Below are 20,037 nucleotides of genomic sequence, written 5' to 3' on the forward strand. Positions count from 1 at the left end.
GGGACAGTCACGACTTACGGCGCATGTTTCGCACCACATTGGTGACCACACCAAATATCTCTAACTCTGTCCCTTCAGGAATATGAATGGGCTCATACACCTGGTTTCTTGGGATCAGCATGACGCACGGCCTTAGTTGAAGCTCCTTTACCGTGAGTTCTCCATGGATTCCCGCTATGACAATGTCACCGTGTTCTGCTTGGACAGAGCGATCAACCACCAAAATATCATCTGGGTGAATCCCGGCATCAATCATTGAATCACCTTCAACACGCACAAAGAACGTTGCAGCCGGTCGTTTGATGCACAGCTCGTTAAGGTCGAGCGTTTGCTCAACATAATCCTGCGCTGGTGAGGGAAAACCAGCAGAAACACGTTCCATGAACAATGGAATACGAAGGCGCTTGGCTTTGATGAAGGCAAGTGCGCCGCTACGGCCTATCAGCGAGACACTCATGACGAACCTCGAAAAATCGCAATTGATACTGTTTGTTTATACAGTATCTAATGCTATGCTGATTTCTACAAGTAAAATTGTAGGTAAAACTGTAGTTGTTCGAGTAAGACGTTGTGTCGTGGGCGATTTCTTTTTTGTGTTGAAAAGCTTGATGTGGGGGACCGCTCGCCCTCGTCAAAGCCTGCAAGGCTTGGACAATACTGCTTCTGCCTACTGCTCTTGTTTCTGTTACTGATCCTGTTACTGCTACTGGTTAACGCATGGGTCAAGTAACCGTCAAACAAGGCTTGTTGAACCCTTTGCAAAGGGTTTAAAAACAGTTAGTAAAATTCTGCTTCGTATTGAATTTACTGGCTTAAAGCGAAGTCAGGAGCATCATTAAAATGCTCAGTCGAACTCAGTTAAAGCCTTTTTCAACCGTTTGAAAAGGGGTTGGCTAAGCCATACGTAAAGGGTATCGGTAAGGGTTACCTAAACGGTTTAGCTAAGGCTTTCTGAAAGGCTTAGTCAAAGCCTTCATACATAGGTTCACCCAGTAGAAAGATTAAAAAAACGCTGAGGTATCCAAGGTGCATTTTGTACAAATGCGTTTATAAACGAACAGGGCACAGTGAAATAACCCAAAGCGAATAATAGAATTGAAGAGGAACCATCAATGACAAGAGCCCCTGCGCCATTTCCGCTAGAGCGCCTGGCGGATATCCCAGAAAGACCAGAAGATTTTAGATTGCTGGAGCGCATTCCATTAACGCGTGAACCGCAGTCCTGGCCACTTGAACTTTCTGCTATGGTCGGTGATGAACAGCCAATGGTGCTGCTCGATACAGAGACAACTGGACTGTCTGCCGATGACGAGTCCATTATTGAGCTTGGTATGGTTAAGGTGCTTTACAGCCCCTCGGCTAAGCGGATTGTGTCGATTGTTGATGTGATCAGCTTGTATGAAGATCCCGGCAAGCCAATCCCCGAGCTGATCACCGAGTTAACCGGTATTACCGATGAGATGGTGCAAGGCCAGCGCATTGATGATGCACTGGTTGCGAGTTGGTTCTCCGATGATCCGCTGGTGGTTGCGCACAATGCACAGTTTGATCGTCCTTTCTTTGAAAAGCGGTTTGCCGCATTAGGCCATCTATCTTGGGCCTGTTCAGCCAGTGGCATAGATTGGAAGGCGCTGGGTTTTGAAAGTCGAAAGCTTGAGTACCTGCTGCTTCGCTTAGGTTGGTTTTATGAAGGACACCGAGCTGCAACCGATTGTTTGGCGATGGCCTGGTTGTTTCATTTGTTGCCCGAGTCCGTTGCAAACTTGTTGTCTGAAGCAGACAGGCGAACTGTGTTAGTTCGTGCGTTTGGTGCGCCGTTTGACGTAAAGGACTATTTAAAAGAGCGTGGTTACCGCTGGCATGACGGTGTTAAAGGTGCTAACAAACATTGGTGGCGCGAAATCAGCGAAGACGAGTTGCCGCAGGAACAAACTTACCTGGATGATTTGTATCATCGTGGTTCAGAACATGCCCACTATGACTACAAAGATGCTCGCAATCGATTTAAAGCCTTGTAGCTTTCTACAAGGTAAGCCTTGCATATTTGAAAACCTCTGGAAAATGGAAAGTGAACTTACGTTATACCCAAACTACTTGGTGTTGCAGCTAGGCGGCAAGTGAGCGAGTCCCCATGAGCATAGATCTTCTATGTGATTGGGGTGAGCGAATGCAGGTAACACCGCTGCGGCTGCAAGTAGGCAGGGTATATAACCAACAAGAGGAATCTTTCCATGTACCAAGACACCTACATTGAATACTGGGGCGAAATCTTCGTCTCTGCCCGCATCATTGAATTTGGCATCACGTTCGAGCGCTTTCTTAAAGATCCATGGAAGCATTTGATGTCCTGTGGCCAAGAGTCTGCACCGGACGCGATTGCTGAAGGGATGCTGCCATTGCTACCAGCCCAGGCAGAAGTTGCTAGGCGCGTTCGGGAGAGTGAGCAACGAGCCCTGATGTCTAAAGAGACGGATAAAGGGGGATCTCATCGCGGTAACATCGTGGTGTCACTGGTTCGGGTAGCGCATTGAACTCGGCTATCACCAATGACACGAAACAAGGTCTTCATGCCCATGCCTGAGCGGCAATTGCAATCCAGATCAAAAAGTTGCCGCTTAGTCTTCCCTACAAAATAATTTGTGATAGGATGATACCTAATAAAATTAATTAGGTTGAAGCCTATTCAGTGTTTTATGGCCATCTGTCCAGCTTCAACCAATAGAGATTGATTAGTCATTGCGGATAAAGAGCAGCATTGAGTGACGCTTTTCAATGTGATTACGCGATGTCTGACCGTACTTTATAAACAGAGTTTTAAGAATCTGGTTGAATTGGATAAACAAGACGCATGACAAATGATGCTCTGAAACAAACGGTAGTGGCGAAGTCAGATAGGCTTTCGCAGATAGCGCAGTTGCCACAAGCAACCAGGGATCGCATTGCCCACATCGATTTCACCTTACTGTTTAAGGGAGAAGCTGTACGGGCGGATTTAGTCGATCGCTTCAGCATAGCCGCTGCACAAGCAACGAAAGACTTCACAATGTACCGAGAGCTTGCGCCAGGCAACATTGAGTATGACCAAAAGCTCAAGTTGCATAAGCGCGGTGAAGCTTTTGAGCCCTTGTTCGACTACGACGTTGTGAGAACACTGGCAACCATTAGCCAAGGGTACGGAGATGGCTTTACTGGAAAGGTAAAACCACCACTGGCTTGTGAAGCGCCTTATCACCTTAACAAGCCCAGTTTATCGATAGTGGCGAAAGTCACCGAGGCCATACACAAAGGCAAAGCCTTGAGTATCACCTATGTGTCGTTATCGAGCGGTGAAACAACGCGTGAAATTGTACCGCATACGCTGGTGGACAATGGCCTGCGTTGGCACGTTCGTGGTTTTGATCGCAAGCATAATGAGTTCCGTGACTTTGTATTGACCCGCATTAAAGCAGCGATTGTGCTTGAAGACTCCACTTTATCTGAAACCGAGCTCGAAACCCAAGATCGGCAATGGAACCGATTTGTTGAGCTGGAGTTAGTGCCGCATCCACGTATTGAACACAGCGAGGCGATAGACCTGGACTATGGCATGACGGGTGGCGTTCTAAAGGTTGAGATTAGAGCAGCAACCGCTGGGTATTTGCTTCGCCAATGGCATGTGGATTGTTCCAAAGCACACAGCCTTCAAGGCACTGAATACCAACTTTGGTTAAAGAATACTCCGACACTCTACGGGGTCGGAAATTTGAATTTAGCTCCAGGGTTTAACGAATGATGTTCGACGACAGTGAACATTGCGTAACCCATAAACGAATTATGACGAATTAAAAGCAGGAATTAACAAATGACAAGTTTACAACAACGTGCCGAACTTCAACGCCAAATATGGGCGATTGCCAACGATGTAAGAGGCTCAGTGGATGGTTGGGATTTTAAACAATATGTACTGGGTACGCTGTTCTACCGTTTTATCAGTGAAAACTTTGTCAACTACATCACAGGCGGTGACGAGAGTGTTAACTATGCTGCCATGTCTGACGATGATGAAAACATCAAGTTTGCTAAAGAAGATGCCATTAAAACCAAAGGCTATTTTCTTTACCCTAGCCAGTTGTTTAGCAATGTGGCGGCTAATGCACACAAAAACGAAAATTTAAATACGGATTTGGCAGCAATTTTTGCTGCAATCGAAAACTCAGCCAATGGCTATGATTCAGAAAAAGACATCAAAGGCTTGTTTGCGGATTTTGATACCACCAGTAATCGTCTGGGTAATACGGTAGAGGCAAAAAACAAACGCCTGGCAGCTGTGTTAAAAGGCGTGGCAGGTTTAACTTTCGGTAACTTCGAAGACAACCAAATTGATTTATTCGGTGATGCCTACGAGTTCCTGATTTCAAACTATGCCGCCAATGCGGGTAAATCCGGTGGTGAATTTTTCACCCCTCAGCACGTTTCAAAATTGATCGCGCAGCTGGCCATGCACGGCCAAACCAGTGTGAATAAAATCTATGACCCGGCGGCGGGTTCAGGCTCGTTGCTCTTACAAGCCAAAAAGCACTTTGATGCGCATATCATTGAAGATGGTTTTTATGGCCAAGAGCTCAACCACACTACCTACAACTTGGCGCGTATGAATATGTTTTTGCACAACATTAACTACGACAAGTTTAATATTCAGTTGGGCGATACCTTAACCGAACCTCACTTTTTAGACGACAAGCCCTTTGATGCCATTGTCTCTAACCCGCCTTATTCGGTTAAATGGATTGGTAGTGACGACCCAACCCTAATCAACGATGACCGCTTTGCGCCCGCAGGTGTTCTCGCGCCAAAATCAAAAGCAGACTTTGCTTTTGTATTACATGCACTTAGTTACCTATCAAGCAAAGGTCGTGCAGCGATTGTTTGCTTCCCCGGTATTTTTTACCGTGGCGGTGCTGAGCAAAAAATTCGCCAATATCTGGTTGATAACAACTATGTTGAAACAGTGATTTCACTGGCACCTAACCTGTTCTTTGGCACCACCATTTCCGTGAATATCTTGGTGCTGTCTAAGCACAAAACCGACACCGCCACCCAGTTTATTGATGCCAGCGGTTTGTTTAAAAAAGAAACCAATAACAACGTACTGTCTGATCAGCACATCGAAGACATCATGAGAGTGTTTGCCAGCAAAGAGAACGTGGATCATTTTGCTAAATCGGTTGAATTGGAGATCATAGCAGGCAATGGTTACAACCTTTCGGTGAGCAGTTATGTAGAGTCCGAAGATACTCGTGAGTTAGTAGACATAAATAAGCTCAATGCTGAGCTTAAAATTACCGTTGCGAAAATAGACCGACTTCGCAGTGATATTGATGCCATAGTTGCTGAAATTGACGGTGAGGAGGTTGAGGCATGAACGATTTTAGTTATGTAGAGAAACTACTCGATGGTGTTGAAGTGGTTTGGTTTCCGATCAGCGAAGTTACTGAGCGAACTACAAATATAAAGTGGCGTGAAACTTCTGAACGCCATCAGTATATTGATCTAACTTCAGTCAGCGTTGATACAAAAAAAATAATAGAAACAACAGAGGTAAAAGCTAGCAATGCGCCCAGCCGTGCTCAAAAACTTGTAAAAAAAGACGATGTATTATTTGCAACAACTCGTCCGACACAAATGCGCTATTGCTTAATTGATGAGGAATATGATGGAGCAGTTGCGAGCACAGGATATTGTGTATTGCGAGTGAAAAGGGATGTGACTCTATCTAAGTGGATTTTGCATTTGATTTCCTCAAGTGATTTTAAAAAGTACCTTGAAGAGAATCAGAGTGGTTCTGCATATCCAGCTATTTCTGATGCGAAGGTCAAAGACTTTAGTATCCCTATCCCATGCCCAGATAACCCAGAAAAATCGCTGGCAATACAAGCTGAAATAGTGCGTGTTCTGGACGCATTTACCGCCATGACCGCCGAGCTGACCGCCGAGCTGACCGCCGAGCTTAACATGCGTAAAAAACAATACAACTACTACCGCGATAAGTTGCTAAGTTTTGAAGAGGGTGACGTTGAGTGGAAGGCATTAGGGAAAATCGCAGAAATAAATACTGGTCAGAAGCCATCTGAAATCTTGGATACAGAGGCGGAGTTTGATTACATCAATGCGGGGACAACTCGGTCTGGATATTGTGCTCTGAGTAATTGTGAGGGCGATACTGTGACGACCCCATCAAGAGGGCAAGGTGGCATTGGCTTTGTTGGTTACCAAAATAAGTCATTTTGGTTAGGCCCCCTTTGTTACAAAATACGCTCTATAGATAACAAAGCACTAATCAATAAGTACCTTTTTTATATTCTTCAGTCGAAAAATCAGCTGTTATTAGGATTAAAAAAAGAAGGTGGTGTTCCAGCAGTGAATAAATCTGATTTAGCTAAGTTAGAAGTTCCAGTTCCTTCTATTACAGAACAGGAGCGAATTGTGGAAATTTTAGACAAGTTTGACATGTTAACCACTTCAATTAAAGAAGGTCTTCCACGCGAAATCGAGTTACGTCGAAAGCAATACGAGTATTATCGTGACCTGTTGTTGAGCTTTCCCAAACCTGAAGAGGCGGCAGCTTAATATGGGTAAGGAACTAAAGAATATAGCTAAAGACTTAATCCGCAAGAATAAAAAAGTACAGTTGATCTATGCCTTTAATGGAACAGGCAAAACGCGTTTGTCACGAGCTTTTAAGGAGGAAATAGTTCCTTCTTCACAGGATGATGAAGCTGACGTAGATGTTGAAAAATCTCGTGATAAGTTCCTGTACTACAACGCCTTTACGGAAGACCTGTTTTATTGGGACAACGATTTATTGAACGATATAGAGCCAAAACTGAAAATACAGTCAAACACATTCACTGACTGGATTCTTAGGGAACGAGGCGATACCGATATTGTAAAAAACTTTCAGCGCTATACTAGCGATAAGCTTATGCCGTTATTTCACGAAAATGATGTGATTATTGCAGGCAAAAAAACAGGAGAAAAAACATACCCTGAAGTGACATTTTCTTTTGAAACTGGCTCTGAAAGTTCAGGGATTTTAAAAATATCAAAGGGTGAAGAACGAAACTTTATCTGGAGTGTTTTTTATACATTATTGCAGGAGGTCACGTCGATTCTCGAACAGCCTGACCCGGCCAAACGAGATGATAGTAAATTTGATAAGTTGGAATATGTGTTTATTGATGATCCAGTGAGTTCATTGGATGATACCCACCTTATTGAATTGGCCGTTGATTTAGCTGACTTAATCAAAAGAAGCTATTACTTTGAAGGACGCGGTCTAAGATTCGTCATCACGACACATAGCCCATTGTTTTATAATGTTTTACACAATGAGTTAAATAACGACCTTAAAAATCCATTAGTAGGTAAAAGCCCAAGGTGGTTGTATAAACGAGATCAATCAGAAAAGCATCGGCTTGTTAAAAATATTGACGAAACTTTCGAACTGTTCAGTTCGAATGATCACCCCTTTTCGTATCATCTATTCTTATTATCTGAAATTCGTGAAGCTATTAAAAATAAACAAGTAAGAAAGTATCACTTTTCATTCATGAGAAATATTTTAGAAAAAACCGCTACTTTCCTTGGGTATCCGCGCTGGGAAGATCTTTTGATAAAAACCGCTGATGGCTCACCTGATCCATTTTCAAACAGAATTCTTAACTTGGCCAGCCACTCTGCACATGCTGGGGAAGAAATTACAGATATTGAAGAAAAAGATAAGGAAAATCTTGAAGCTTTAGTCAATCACTTGTTTAGAACATATGGCTTCAAGAAGCAGGAGTTACAATGACCAGCTATAAAAGTATTGCAGAATCGAATAACTTTATTGTTTTAGATAAATACACACGCCAAGACCAAATTGCTGAGGGCTACCAGAGCGAAGGTGATTTAGAGCGTGAACTGATCCAAGACTTAGTTAATCAGGGCTATGAATATTTACCTGCGCTAACCACGCCCGATGCCATGATGGCGAATGTGCGTAAACAATTACAAGCCCTCAATAAGGTCGAGTTTACTGATGCCGAGTGGGCTCGCTTTTGCGAGCAATACCTGAACACACCCAGCGACAATATTCTTGATAAAACCCGCAAGGTGCACAGTGACTATATCTTCGATTTTGTCTTCGATGATGGCCATATAGAAAATATCTATCTGTTCGACAAGAAGACCATTGCTCGTAACAAAGTGCAGGTCATTAAGCAGTTTGAGCAAACGGGAAGCCATGCTAACCGTTATGATGTGACGATTTTGGTCAATGGTTTGCCTTTGGTGCAAATTGAACTGAAAAAGCGTGGTGTGGCGATCCGTGAGGCGTTTAACCAAATACATCGCTACAGCAAAGAAAGCTTTAATGCAGAGAACTCGTTGTACAAGTTCTTGCAGCTGTTTGTGATCTCTAATGGCACCGACACGCGCTATTTTGCCAATACCACTAAACGAGACAAAAATAGCTTCGACTTTACGATGAACTGGGCGAAGTCAGACAATACGCTGATCAAGGATTTAAAAGACTTTACCGCCACGTTTTTCCAGAAAGAGACGCTGCTTGAAGTGATCTTGCGTTACTCGGTGTTTGACGTCAGCAATACCTTACTTGTAATGCGCCCCTACCAGATTGCGGCCACTGAGCGCATTTTATGGAAGATAAAGAGTGCGTTTAACGCTAAGAACTGGAGCAACACCGAGAGCGGTGGGTACATTTGGCACACCACAGGTTCAGGAAAAACACTCACTAGCTTTAAGGCGGCACGTTTGGCCACCGATTTAGACTGTATCGATAAAGTCTTTTTTGTGGTGGACAGAAAAGACCTCGACTATCAAACGATGAAAGAGTATCAGCGCTTCTCACCCGATAGTGTGAACGGTTCAGACAGTACCGCAGGGCTTAAGAGTAACCTGGATAAAGACGATAACAAGATTGTCGTCACCACGATCCAAAAGCTCAATAACTTAATCAAAAGCGAAAGCGATTTAGCGATATACAACAAGCAAGTTGTCTTTATTTTTGATGAGTGTCATCGAAGCCAGTTCGGTGAAGCGCAGAAAAACCTGAAGAAGAAATTCAAAAAGTACTACCAGTTTGGTTTTACCGGTACGCCAATTTTCCCTGAGAACGCCTTGGGTGCTGAAACTACGGGCAGCGTGTTTGGCCAGCAGTTGCACACGTATGTGATCACTGATGCCATTCGTGATGAAAAAGTACTCAAGTTCAAAGTGGACTATAACGATGTTCGTCCTCAATTTAAGAGCATTGAGACCGAGCAGGATGAGAAGAAACTCAGTGCGGCGGAGAACAAGAAAGCGTTCTTACACCCGATGCGCATTCGTGAAATCTCGCAGTATATTCTGAACCATTTTAACCAGAAAACGCATCGAGCCTATTCTGGTGCCAAAGGGTTTAACTCCATGTTTGCGGTAAGTAGTGTTGATGCGGCGAAAGCGTACTATGAAACCTTCAAGACATTGCAGGCCGAGGCTGAGAATGGACCCACAAGTAAGCCTCTGCGCATTGCGACTATCTTCTCATTTGCAGCCAATGAAGAGCAGGACGCCATTGGTGATATTTTAGATGAGAGCTTTGAAGTTAGCGCGATGAACAGCAGCGCGAAAGAGTTTTTGAGCGCCGCGATTAACGATTACAACGCCATGTTTAAATCTAACTATGGCGTGGATAGTAATGGCTTCCAGAACTACTACCGTGACCTTGCCCAGCGCGTGAAGAATCAAGAAATAGATCTGCTCATAGTGGTCGGTATGTTTTTAACGGGCTTTGATGCGCCTACGCTCAATACCTTGTTTGTTGACAAGAATTTGCGCTATCACGGCTTGATGCAGGCGTTTTCTCGCACTAATCGCATTTATGATGCAACGAAGACCTTTGGCAATATTGTTACCTTCCGGGACTTGGAACAGGCAACCATTGATGCCATCACCTTGTTTGGTGACAAAAACACCAAAAACGTGGTGTTGGAGAAGAGCTACAAAGAATACATGGAAGGTTTTAACGATATTGCTACTGGGCAGGCGCGTCGAGGTTTTGTTGATATCGTCAAAGAGCTGCAAGAACGCTTTCCAAACCCAGAAAATATTGAAAAAGAACAAGATAAAAAAGAATTTGCCAAGCTGTTTGGTGAATACCTAAAAGCAGAAAATATTTTACAAAACTACGATGAATTTGCTGGCTTGAAAGCACTGCAAAACCTAGATACCAGTGATGAACAAGCTGTTGAAGAGTTCAAATCAAAGTACTATCTGGACGATGCTGACATCGAGGCAATGCAAACCATCGATATGCCGAGCGAACGTGCTATTCAAGATTATCGCTCTACCTACAACGATACCCGCGACTGGTTGCGACGCGATAAAGAAGGTCAGGACAAAGATAAGTCAACGGTAGACTGGGACGACGTGGTCTTTGAAATTGATTTGCTTAAATCTCAGGAAATAAACCTCGATTATATTCTTGAACTTATTTTTGATCACAATAAGAAGAACAAGAGCAAAGAAGGCTTGATTGAAGAAGTCCGCCGTATGATTCGTGGTAGCCTTGGCAATAGAGCGAAAGAGAGCTTGGTGGTTGATTTTATTAACCAGACAAACCTAGATGAGATCAATGACAAAGCCAGCATTATCGACGCTTTCTTCAAATTCGCCCAGGCGGAGCAGAAGCGTGAAGCCGATGCCATTATTGCCTCTGAAAAGCTCAATATCGATGCTGCCAAACGCTATATTGCGTCATCACTCAAACGTGAGTACGCCTCTGAAAATGGCACTGCACTTAATGAGGCGCTGCCCAAACTTAGCCCATTGAACCCACAGTACCGAACCCAGAAGCAAACGGTTTTTCAGAAAATTGCCGCTTTTGTTGAGAAATTCAAAGGTGTGGGTGGGCAGATATAAGTATTATTACGTGCTGTTCAGGAACGAAGTCAAATAGCGCAAGCGTCTGAAATTTATTGATTTCTAGGCTGGTTATCTTTTACGTGGAAGGTGAATTAAAAAATGGAAAATGAAAACATAGTAAGGTTTTTGTCATCAGACATAAAAAGGAACTCCGCGTCTTCGAAGAGAGAGCCAATAGAAATTGATCTTTCTAATGATGACTTAGATGACGAGCTGGCCACATTTTTTCGTTTTATCAATAAAGTTTTAGATACTGATAACTTAGTCATACTGGCTGGTTCAGGCACGTCTTTAACATTTAATAAGCTTTCTCAGCAGAACAAAGCGCCTATCGCTCCAAGTATGTGGCACCTTTGGGACTATTGTAAAAAAGCAGATGAGAATCTTTTCCAATTGGTTTTGAAGGCAACAAATTATGATGCTCTTCAAAAACATCGTGAAGAAAACGGAGATGCAAAGCCTGACATTGAACTATTATTGTCTCTTTGCGATTCCTCTTTAGCCGTTGGGAACCTTTCAAATCAAAGAATTAATCAAGTAAGTAAGTTCCTTGAGCAAGCCAAAAACATAATTTTAGCTAAAACTACCTTTACTGAATCGATCCCTGAATCAGACTGGGTTAGTCATGATAAATTTATGCGTGCAGTAGGTAGAAGGAGTGCTCAGCAACAACGACTTAAACTTTTCACGACTAATTATGACTTGGCTTTTGAGCACGCGGCATCAAATACTGGTTTTGTTGTTATTGATGGTTTTGAGTTTTCTAACCCCTCTTTTTTTAATCCTATGTGGTTCAAGTATGACATAGTGAACCGTGGACACTCCAAGAGCAGTGAAGGCGCATACATATCCAATGTGGTTCAGCTATACAAGATGCATGGCTCTGTGGACTGGAGAAAATTTAACGGCAGAGTTAGAAAGCTAGGTTCTGATAGCAAAATTGGTGAACCTGTTTTTATCTATCCAAGCAGTAGCAAATATCAGACATCTTATGATTCTCCTTACTTAGATATGATGACTTCTTTTTTGGAAGTAGTTAAACAACCAAAAACGGCTGTATTGTGCCTAGGTTTTGGTTTTAATGATAAGCATATAAATAATGCGCTAACTATGGCGCTTAGGACTAATCCTGAGTTTATGCTGATGGTTGCAACGAAAGACCCATTCAGTGTAACGGGTTCATTTAATAATGAGATTAGGAATCTGCTAATGGCAGCTATTGACCATGGGGATGGCAGAATCGCGATAATGGATTCAACGTTTAAACAGTTTTCTAGTCTGCTACCTGAACGAAGATCAACAACTCCCGAGGACGAACTCTTCAAAGCATTTGAGAAAATCACAGCGAGTATTAAATAAGGGAGACTATTCATGGAGCGAAAAAAGTGGTTTTCCCCGTACGATCCAACAAGACGGATTGGTAGCGTCATTAGCGTATCTGCAACCGAGCTTATCATTAACTTATCTAAAGCGGGATCTGGTGAGCCCAGTTGGTCATTCGGAAATCGAATAGCCGCTGGAGAAGTAAATGAATTTGTATTCATCGACATAGGTGAAACAGCGATTCTTGGGCGCTTAGTGAAAGTGTGGATTGAGGGGGGTGAGAGATTAAGTGTCGACGGTTTGGCTGATAAACCATCTGAAAATCATCCAATTGGACTTGTTCAATTATTGGTGAGTTTGAACCCAGCTAATGGTCGTAACTACAAAGGAATTAAGCAGCATCCGAGATTAGGTAGCCAAATATATTCAGCTCACCCTTATCTGGTATCAATAATCGCTGAAGGTAAACAAGATGAAGAGCCTGGCCAAATCCATTTACCGTTAGCCTCACTTCCGCATGATGAATCCGTAACAGTTCACGTTACCCCAGAAAAATTATTTTCACGCCATTGCGCTATTTTAGGAGCAACAGGTGGCGGGAAAAGTTACTCGATGACAAACATCATCGAGCAAGTGATTAAGGCCGGAGGCAAAGCAATTATTATTGACCCGACGGGGGAATATGAGTCACTTGGCTGTGACAGTTACTATGTTGGGAATCATGCAAAAGCAACTCCATTTAATCAGTTAACTTTTCCACATTGGCAGTTTACAGACTCAGATATTAGAGCCTTTTTAAGGCCTTCAGCGCAAAGCCAAGCGCCTAAACTGGAGGCAGCTATCGAGAGCCAGAAAATAGTGTGGCAATTTTGGCAGAAACAAAATCATGGCCTTGATATCAATGCAAATTATCTTTTGAACAAATCTGGCCAAGCAAAGGCTCCTTACGAAGCTGCTCTATTATCTATGAATAGCTCTATCCAGACAGCTCCATGGATGTTTAAAAACATTGCTGACCAGATTGTAAACGAGTGTGTGTGGCCCAATGGCGGTAATGCTAATAATCCTAACCCCACTATTTGGGGAGGTAGAGCTGATAATGATGTTGGCCACTGTTTAAACCTGATAGCTCGGATTAAAGCCTATTCAAACAACCCAAATTTAAAATGGATGATTGACCCGGATGAATTAAAGACATTACCTAATCTTATTGATGATTTCTGTTCGCCAATAAGTAGCAATAATGTGCTGAGATTAGATCTTTCTGAAGTTCCATTTGAAGCAAACTCAAGAGAAATACTTGTTAATGCCATTGGTAGAAAGTTGTTATCTGTAGCCAGGCAAGGTGCAATAAATCATGGTGCACCTCTATTAGTATTTATTGATGAAGCTCATCAATTTCTCAATAAGCGAATTGGTGAAGAAACGAACAGGTTTGAGTTGGATGCCTTTGGTAATATTGCTAAAGAAGGTAGAAAGTATGGTTTAAATACCATCATTGCTACTCAGCGCCCACGTGACATTCCTGAAGATGTTTTAAGTCAGATAGGTACACTTATTGTGCATAGGTTGACCAATCAGCTGGACCAAGAAATTGTAAAAAAGGCTGTTGGGGCTATTGATCAACGTTCAGCATCTTTTCTCCCTGTCTTGGGTCAAGGAGAAGCGTTGTTGTTAGGAGTCGATTTCCCATTTCCTATGACTGTGAAAATGAAACGTCCTGCAAATGCGCCAACTTCGAAAAGCGCTGGCTTTTCTAAAAGTTGGAAACCTTTGCAAAATTAGTTTCAATTAAGACAAAGCTGCTTCGCCACTTCCTAGTCAAATAGATGCGGTTCTTTTACATCTAATTCACCGCCGGTGAGTTTATGAACCTCCACACTATCGTGTCGGAGGTTCACTATGTTCAAAAACCTATTTTTTCAAACAAAAGCACTACCGGAGCTGTCATCGCAACTGGATGCGGAAATTCCACGCTACCCGCCATTCCTGAAGGGGTTGCCAGCTGCGTCACCCGAGGATTTGCAGTCCACACAAGACGAGCTAATTGCCAAACTGCGCCAGGTACTTGGCTTTAACCTGCGTGATTTTCAAAGGCTAATTCAGCCCTGCATTGATCATCTGGCTGCTTATGTTCATTTGTTGCCAGCTTCTGAGCATCATCATCACAGTGGCGCTGGTGGTTTATTACGTCATTCGTTGGAAGTTGCTTTCTGGGCTGCACAAGCAGCGGAAGGGATCATCTTTGTTGCCAGTGGCACACCGGTTGAGAAAAAAGAGCTAGAGCCAAGGTGGCGTGTTGCAGCGGCTCTTGGCGGTTTGTTTCATGATATTGGTAAGCCCGTTTCAGACTTGTCCATCACGGATGAAGATGGACGCTATCAGTGGAACCCTTTTTTGGAAACCTTATCTCAGTGGACCACAAATAACAGCATTGAACGCTATTTCATTCGCTGGCGCGACGGACGGTGCAAACGGCACGAGCAATTCTCAATTCTGGTTTTAAACCGGGTGATGACGCCTGAGTTGCTCGCCTGGTTAACACAACCTGGCCCTGAAATTTTGCAAGCCATGCTGGAAGCAATTGGCAATACCGATCCAGAGCATGTCCTGTCTAAACTGGTCATTGAAGCCGACCAAACCAGTGTCCAGCGAGACCTTAAAGCTCAACGAATTTCCGTTGACGACAACGCCCTTGGTGTCCCAGTCGAACGCTATCTACTTGATGCTATGAGGCGATTGCTTGCCAGTTCCCAGTGGTTGGTCAATCAGCGAGATGCCAGAGTTTGGATACGAAAATCGAATCAATCAACCAATCTTTACCTGGTTTGGAAAAGCGCGGCTAAGGAAATCATTGAGCTGTTGGCCAAAGACAAGATACCTGGCATTCCAAGAGATCCCGATACCCTTGCGGACATCCTCATTGAGCGAGGATTGGCCACTAAATCTGCCTCAAATGAGCGATATGAAAGCTTTGCCCCTGAAGTGCTGATCAAAGACGGCAAGCCAATCTGGCTACCCATGCTGCATATATCTGAGGCCGATTTATTGTTCAGCTCGAATGTACCAAGTGGTGTGACACTGTTTAACAAATCTGAGTGGGAAGCAACACAGCAAACACAAGCAGAGCCACAGAGTCACTCCAGTGAGCATTCAGACTTGCCTGAAGCGTCATCATCAATCGAACTCAGTAATTCGGCTGAGTCGCCATCGTCAAAATCGTCCGACCAACATGATGAACTTCGTCTTGCCAGTGATGTTAATCACCTTCAGGCAACTGAAAATGCTCTAGGTGATGAATGCGAAAAGCCTAACAATTCATATGATGGCGCTATCTCAAATAACGTAAACCAGCAAGATGCAGAGGCATTGAATCTCCCTGAATCTTTGGCGTGGTTCCCAGAGGCCAGCAGTGCGTTGATTATGGTTGGTGAACAGCTTCTGATCCGCTATCCCGATGCCGTAAGACCTTGGTGTGCACCTCGAAAACTGCTTGCTGAACTCAGTCGATTAGACTGGCTTGAACTAGATCCCGCAAACCCGACACGTAAGGCCAGAACTGTTACTACGAAAGATGGCGTTCAGGAGCAAGGGTTGCTGCTGAAAGTATCGATTTCTAAAGGGCTTACTGCACTGATTGACCTTCTCAAACAAGACGCAGAATCAGCGGCAGCAATTCAGGACGAAGAGGCTTCACCGCGACCGAGTCGAACTGAGACAACCAATGCCCAAGCAAAAGAGCCCGCCACAAGAGCGGAGCGTAAGCAAAAGCCGATTGCGCCCAATGCGAAGTCAAGTACTGACCCCAAACACGCGCAGCGCCAACAGATGGTTAATTTTGTGAAAGATTTGCCCATCTTACTGACCGATGGCGATTACCCAGACGTGGATCATAGTGCCGATGGTATTCGCGTCACGATTCAAACCTTACGCCAAGTCGCCAATGAGCATGGCATTCCAGCCGGACAGCTGCTTCGGGGGATCTCGGCCAGTGACCAATGCCAGTTTGATGAGGGGGAAACGGTTCTGTTTACCGCTCACGCTAAACGTTAATCCATTTGAAGTTAAGCGGATTGTAAACGGTTATTTTGCGGAGCATGAATGAAAGAAAACGCATACGAGATGCCTTGGCGCACGAACTATGAAGCCATGGCAGCAGCAGGTTGGCTGGTTGGAGCAACTGGGGCAATTGCCGCAGAAATACTGACTGAGCTACCACCTGAGCCATTTTGGTGGATGACAGGGATTTCCTCGGGCATGGCGTTGTACCGCCTGCCTGAGGCTTATCGCCTTTATAAGTTGCAGAAGGGATTAAAAGGTAAGCCATTGGCTTTTATGGAGCTGTCGCATTTACAAAAGGTGATGGCAAAACATCCTGATGAATTGTGGTTAGGGTATGGCTTTGAGTGGGATCAACGTCATGCCCAACGCGCTTATGAAATCCTAAAGCGGGATAAGCAAACCTTGCTTAACCAAGGTCACGGCAAACAAATGGGTTCAACCTGGATTCATGGTGTTGAGCCCAAAGAAGAAGATGTGTACCAGCCAGTTGGTCACACAGAAGGCCATACCTTAATTGTCGGCACAACCGGTGCCGGAAAAACCCGTTGCTTTGATGCGATGATCACTCAGGCCATTTTGCGTAATGAAGCCGTGATTATTATTGACCCCAAGGGAGACAAAGAACTTAAGGATAATGCAAAGCGAGCCTGTATTGCCGCCGGTAGTCCTGAGCGCTTTGTGTATTTTCATCCGGGTTTTCCTGAGCATTCAGTACGACTTAATCCTCTGAGAAACTTTAACCGGGGCACTGAAATCGCCAGCCGAATTGCGGCCTTAATCCCATCCGAAACCGGTGCTGATCCATTTAAAGCCTTTGGCCAAATGGCACTGAATAACATAGTGCAAGGTTTGTTGCTTACGTCACAGCGTCCTGATCTGAAAACACTGAGACGATTCTTGGAAGGTGGCCCAGAAGGCTTGGTAGTAAAAGCCGTCACGGCCTGGGGGGAGCAGGTGTATCCGAACTTTAGTGTGGAGATCAAGCGCTTTACCGAAAAGGCAAACACCTTGGCTAAACAAGCTATGGCGATGCTGCTTTTTTACTACGAACGCATTCAGCCCGTTGCCGCCAATACTGATTTAGAGGGGCTATTGAGTATGTTTGAGCATGACAGAACCCACTATTCTAAGATGGTGGCTTCACTGATGCCGGTACTCAATATGCTCACATCAAGTGAACTAGGTCCATTGCTATCACCGATTGCAAACGATGTGGATGACAGCCGGTTAATTACGGATTCTGGCCGTATTATCAACAATGCCCAAGTGGCCTATATCGGGTTGGATTCATTGACCGACGCCATGGTTGGCAGCGCCATTGGTTCGTTGCTTTTATCCGATCTCACCGCCGTGGCCGGTGACCGCTATAACTATGGTGTTGAAAATCGTCCCGTAAATATCTTCATCGATGAGGCGGCTGAAGTCGTCAACGATCCCTTCATTCAACTGCTCAACAAAGGCCGTGGCGCAAAAATGCGTTGTGTGATTGCTACTCAGACCTTTGCTGACTTTGCAGCTCGTACAGGCAGTGAAGCTAAGGCTCGCCAGGTGTTAGGAAACATCAACAACTTGATAGCCCTTCGGGTGATGGACGCCGAAACGCAGCAATACATAACTGACAATCTGCCTAAGACTCGGTTGCAGTACATCATGCAAACTCAAGGTATGTCGTCCAACTCGGACAGCCCCGCGTTGTTTACCGGCAATCATGGTGAACGCTTGATGGAGGAAGAAGGCGATATGTTTCCACTGCAGTTATTAGGCCAGCTCCCCAACCTGGAATACATCGCCAAGCTTTCAGGTGGCCGCGTGATCAAAGGTCGCATTCCTATTTTAACCAGCTCTACACAGGCAGCATAAGGAGTCTGTATGCATCATTCTGTCTGTCTGAAAATGACAACACTTACCATTAAAGAAATGCTCGCTCAGTGGCAGCAACATAACCCCCAGTTCAAGGAAACCTTAAGACTGCTTGAAACCGACTGGCCTCATGCTTTGGCCTCGGTGTATTGCTTGGCGGACTACTTAACGGATGCGTTCACGTTAGATGGCCATTCCATCTTTGATTTGTGTCTGTGTAATGGTTTGGGCAGTTATGAAGAAGTCAGTTGTGATGATGATAGTGTGCGCCTTTGGCATTTCATTGAGGCACTGACCTGGACTGCCGCCAGTGCTTTAACGGGGATTCGCCTGCGTGATCCTGACCATTTCGAGTGGGCTGCCGTAGATGGTGTGTATTTCCACACATGGATTCGTAATCGTCCAAATCGAATGGCGTATTTGGCTGAAGGACGCATCGATGTGCGTTATGTCAGTGGCCATACGACGACAAAACGGCTTCAACAAGTGATTAAAGCCCGGATTATGACGCCAACCGTTGCAGCCATGCTGGCGCGAGTAGAAGAGGATATTTGGCATGAGCAAGCATAAGTCGGTTTGGCTGCTGTGTCTGGCACTGATGCTGGAGATTATTGCCATTGGCGTGTTAGTGCCCGGTGATTGGACTGGCCGGGTCATTAGTAAAGAGAAGCAGATGATCCAAAATCAATTGGGCGCACAAACGAGCTATTGGATTGGTCAAACTAGCCATGGCTGGTATCAATCATGGGTTGTGGATACGCAGATGGAGCAATCTGTGCGTGATTTTCTAATCCCCACTGAAGAGCAGCGACTGCGCTCTAAAGGGATGGAGAACATGGGAGGCTTTTGGTTTGTCTGGGTAGAAGACCGTATTCAGGCATTTTTTGATGTGTTGTACCAAGTGTTCACTCGATTTGCTTTACTGATGGTCTGGTTGCCCTTTGCGCTTATTCTCATGTTACCGGCGTTGTGGGATGGCTTAATGACCTGGAAGATTAAGAAGACAACCTTTGATTTTTCGAGCCCTATCATTCACCGCTACAGCATGATTATCCTGGGCTCAGGTGTCATTTTGCTGTTTATGGGATTGTTCGCCCCGCTGGCTATTCCTCCTGTGGTGTTACCGTCGCTGATCATCGGTTTGGCATTGATGGCGGGGTTGGCGTTAAGTCACTTGCAGAAGAAGATATGAGGCCCATCAGGCCTCATCTTGTAGAGCTAAAACCTTACGCCTACGGTATTGCCATTCTCGTCTTCCGCTGGCAAATGATAAGTATCAATAAGGTGGCCTTGAAGCCAAATATATTGAGGCATCCAAAAAGAGTACTGTCGTATAAGAGCCAATACTTCTTTTAACGGTTTGTTTGCATGAGGCTCGGCAAGACGAAAGTACATGAATGAGCAATCATCTCGAAAGTACTCCTGAAGCTCTGAATCCGATAGCGTTTCTTTTAGCGGCCTGTTTTGTTCGTCGTCCTCATCAGGGGAATTGGCATAAATTTCAAATAGCTGCTGTTCAGTAAGCATCTCCAAGAAGTGGTCTTCAATTAAAACCCCATCACTGGTATCGACATCCATACCATCTTTGACATCAAAAGCCATGACACATCCAGAAGATAATGCCACTTCTGATGGTTTCTGTACGTCATTAGCTTGTATAACCTGATGCCAATGATTAAAACCAGCTGATACTGCAACTTCATCGAGTGCTTCAGTGTGTGGAATGGATTTTTCACGTTTAAGCTTTCGTGCTTTTTGCTTTAAACGTTCAACCGAGGCAGAGGAAATGATTTTAGTAATTTGCATTGAGTTTCTCCTATTAGCGAATACGGTGCCCACTGCCGAGGT

General features: G+C 44.5%; 16 protein-coding genes. 14 read left to right on the top strand and 2 right to left on the bottom strand.

Annotated features, from left to right (window positions below; genetic code table 11):
- Positions 1-7: 7 nt before the first annotated feature.
- Positions 8-457 (bottom strand): translesion error-prone DNA polymerase V autoproteolytic subunit, encoded by a 450-nt coding sequence (umuD, locus tag H592_RS0119345; protein WP_007105028.1) that lies wholly within the window; start codon positions 455-457, stop codon positions 8-10.
- On the opposite strand from umuD, the gene H592_RS24310 reads away from it, so the two are divergent.
- From H592_RS24310 to H592_RS0119425, 14 genes are all read left to right on the top strand, one after another.
- Entirely contained in the window at positions 456-692 is a 237-nt protein-coding gene (locus tag H592_RS24310; RefSeq protein WP_169727679.1) for a hypothetical protein, read from the top strand. The genes umuD and H592_RS24310 overlap by 2 nt on opposite strands.
- A gap of 420 nt (positions 693-1,112) precedes the next feature.
- Positions 1,113-2,018 carry a 3'-5' exonuclease gene (locus H592_RS0119355; RefSeq protein ID WP_028870229.1) on the top strand — a complete coding sequence of 302 codons (906 nt, stop codon included), beginning with the start codon at positions 1,113-1,115 and terminating at the stop codon, positions 2,016-2,018.
- 213 nt (positions 2,019-2,231) lie between these two features.
- A complete protein-coding gene (locus H592_RS0119370; protein WP_028870230.1) occupies positions 2,232-2,531 on the top strand; it encodes a hypothetical protein in 300 nt (99 codons plus the stop codon).
- A gap of 317 nt (positions 2,532-2,848) precedes the next feature.
- The gene (locus H592_RS0119375) at positions 2,849-3,772 is read left to right on the top strand and encodes a WYL domain-containing protein (RefSeq protein WP_028870231.1); all 924 of its coding nucleotides are present in this window, start codon (positions 2,849-2,851) and stop codon (positions 3,770-3,772) included.
- Between the two features lie 69 nt (positions 3,773-3,841).
- Complete coding sequence (locus tag H592_RS0119380) at positions 3,842-5,401, top strand: type I restriction-modification system subunit M (RefSeq protein WP_028870232.1); 1,560 nt, start codon at positions 3,842-3,844, stop codon at positions 5,399-5,401.
- Complete coding sequence (locus H592_RS0119385; protein ID WP_028870233.1) at positions 5,398-6,606, top strand: restriction endonuclease subunit S; 1,209 nt, start codon at positions 5,398-5,400, stop codon at positions 6,604-6,606. Before H592_RS0119380 ends, H592_RS0119385 begins: the two co-directional genes overlap by 4 nt.
- A gap of 1 nt (position 6,607) precedes the next feature.
- The gene (locus H592_RS0119390) at positions 6,608-7,831 is read left to right on the top strand and encodes an AAA family ATPase (RefSeq protein ID WP_028870234.1); all 1,224 of its coding nucleotides are present in this window, start codon (positions 6,608-6,610) and stop codon (positions 7,829-7,831) included.
- The gene (locus H592_RS0119395; protein ID WP_028870235.1) at positions 7,828-10,941 is read left to right on the top strand and encodes an HsdR family type I site-specific deoxyribonuclease; all 3,114 of its coding nucleotides are present in this window, start codon (positions 7,828-7,830) and stop codon (positions 10,939-10,941) included. Before H592_RS0119390 ends, H592_RS0119395 begins: the two co-directional genes overlap by 4 nt.
- A 102-nt stretch (positions 10,942-11,043) precedes the next feature.
- Positions 11,044-12,303: an SIR2 family protein gene (locus tag H592_RS0119400; protein WP_028870236.1), complete on the top strand. Its 1,260-nt coding sequence runs from the start codon at positions 11,044-11,046 to the stop codon at positions 12,301-12,303.
- Positions 12,304-12,315: 12 nt separating this feature from the next.
- The gene (locus tag H592_RS0119405) at positions 12,316-14,052 is read left to right on the top strand and encodes an ATP-binding protein (RefSeq protein ID WP_028870237.1); all 1,737 of its coding nucleotides are present in this window, start codon (positions 12,316-12,318) and stop codon (positions 14,050-14,052) included.
- Positions 14,053-14,169: 117 nt separating this feature from the next.
- A complete protein-coding gene (gene mobH / locus H592_RS0119410) occupies positions 14,170-16,320 on the top strand; it encodes a MobH family relaxase (RefSeq protein ID WP_028870238.1) in 2,151 nt (716 codons plus the stop codon).
- 48 nt (positions 16,321-16,368) lie between these two features.
- A complete protein-coding gene (traD, locus tag H592_RS0119415) occupies positions 16,369-18,189 on the top strand; it encodes a conjugative transfer system coupling protein TraD (protein ID WP_028870239.1) in 1,821 nt (606 codons plus the stop codon).
- 9 nt (positions 18,190-18,198) lie between these two features.
- Positions 18,199-18,759 carry a hypothetical protein gene (locus H592_RS0119420; RefSeq protein WP_028870240.1) on the top strand — a complete coding sequence of 187 codons (561 nt, stop codon included), beginning with the start codon at positions 18,199-18,201 and terminating at the stop codon, positions 18,757-18,759.
- Positions 18,746-19,381: an IncC plasmid conjugative DNA transfer DtrJ family protein gene (locus H592_RS0119425; protein WP_000033753.1), complete on the top strand. Its 636-nt coding sequence runs from the start codon at positions 18,746-18,748 to the stop codon at positions 19,379-19,381. Before H592_RS0119420 ends, H592_RS0119425 begins: the two co-directional genes overlap by 14 nt.
- Positions 19,382-19,407: 26 nt before the next feature.
- Here the strand turns inward: H592_RS0119425 and H592_RS0119430 are convergent, their stop codons facing one another.
- Entirely contained in the window at positions 19,408-19,995 is a 588-nt protein-coding gene (locus H592_RS0119430) for a hypothetical protein (protein ID WP_028870241.1), read from the bottom strand.
- Positions 19,996-20,037 lie beyond the last annotated feature (42 nt).

It is taken from the genome of Psychromonas arctica DSM 14288, from assembly GCF_000482725.1.
Taxonomy (GTDB): Bacteria; Pseudomonadota; Gammaproteobacteria; order Enterobacterales; family Psychromonadaceae; genus Psychromonas; species Psychromonas arctica.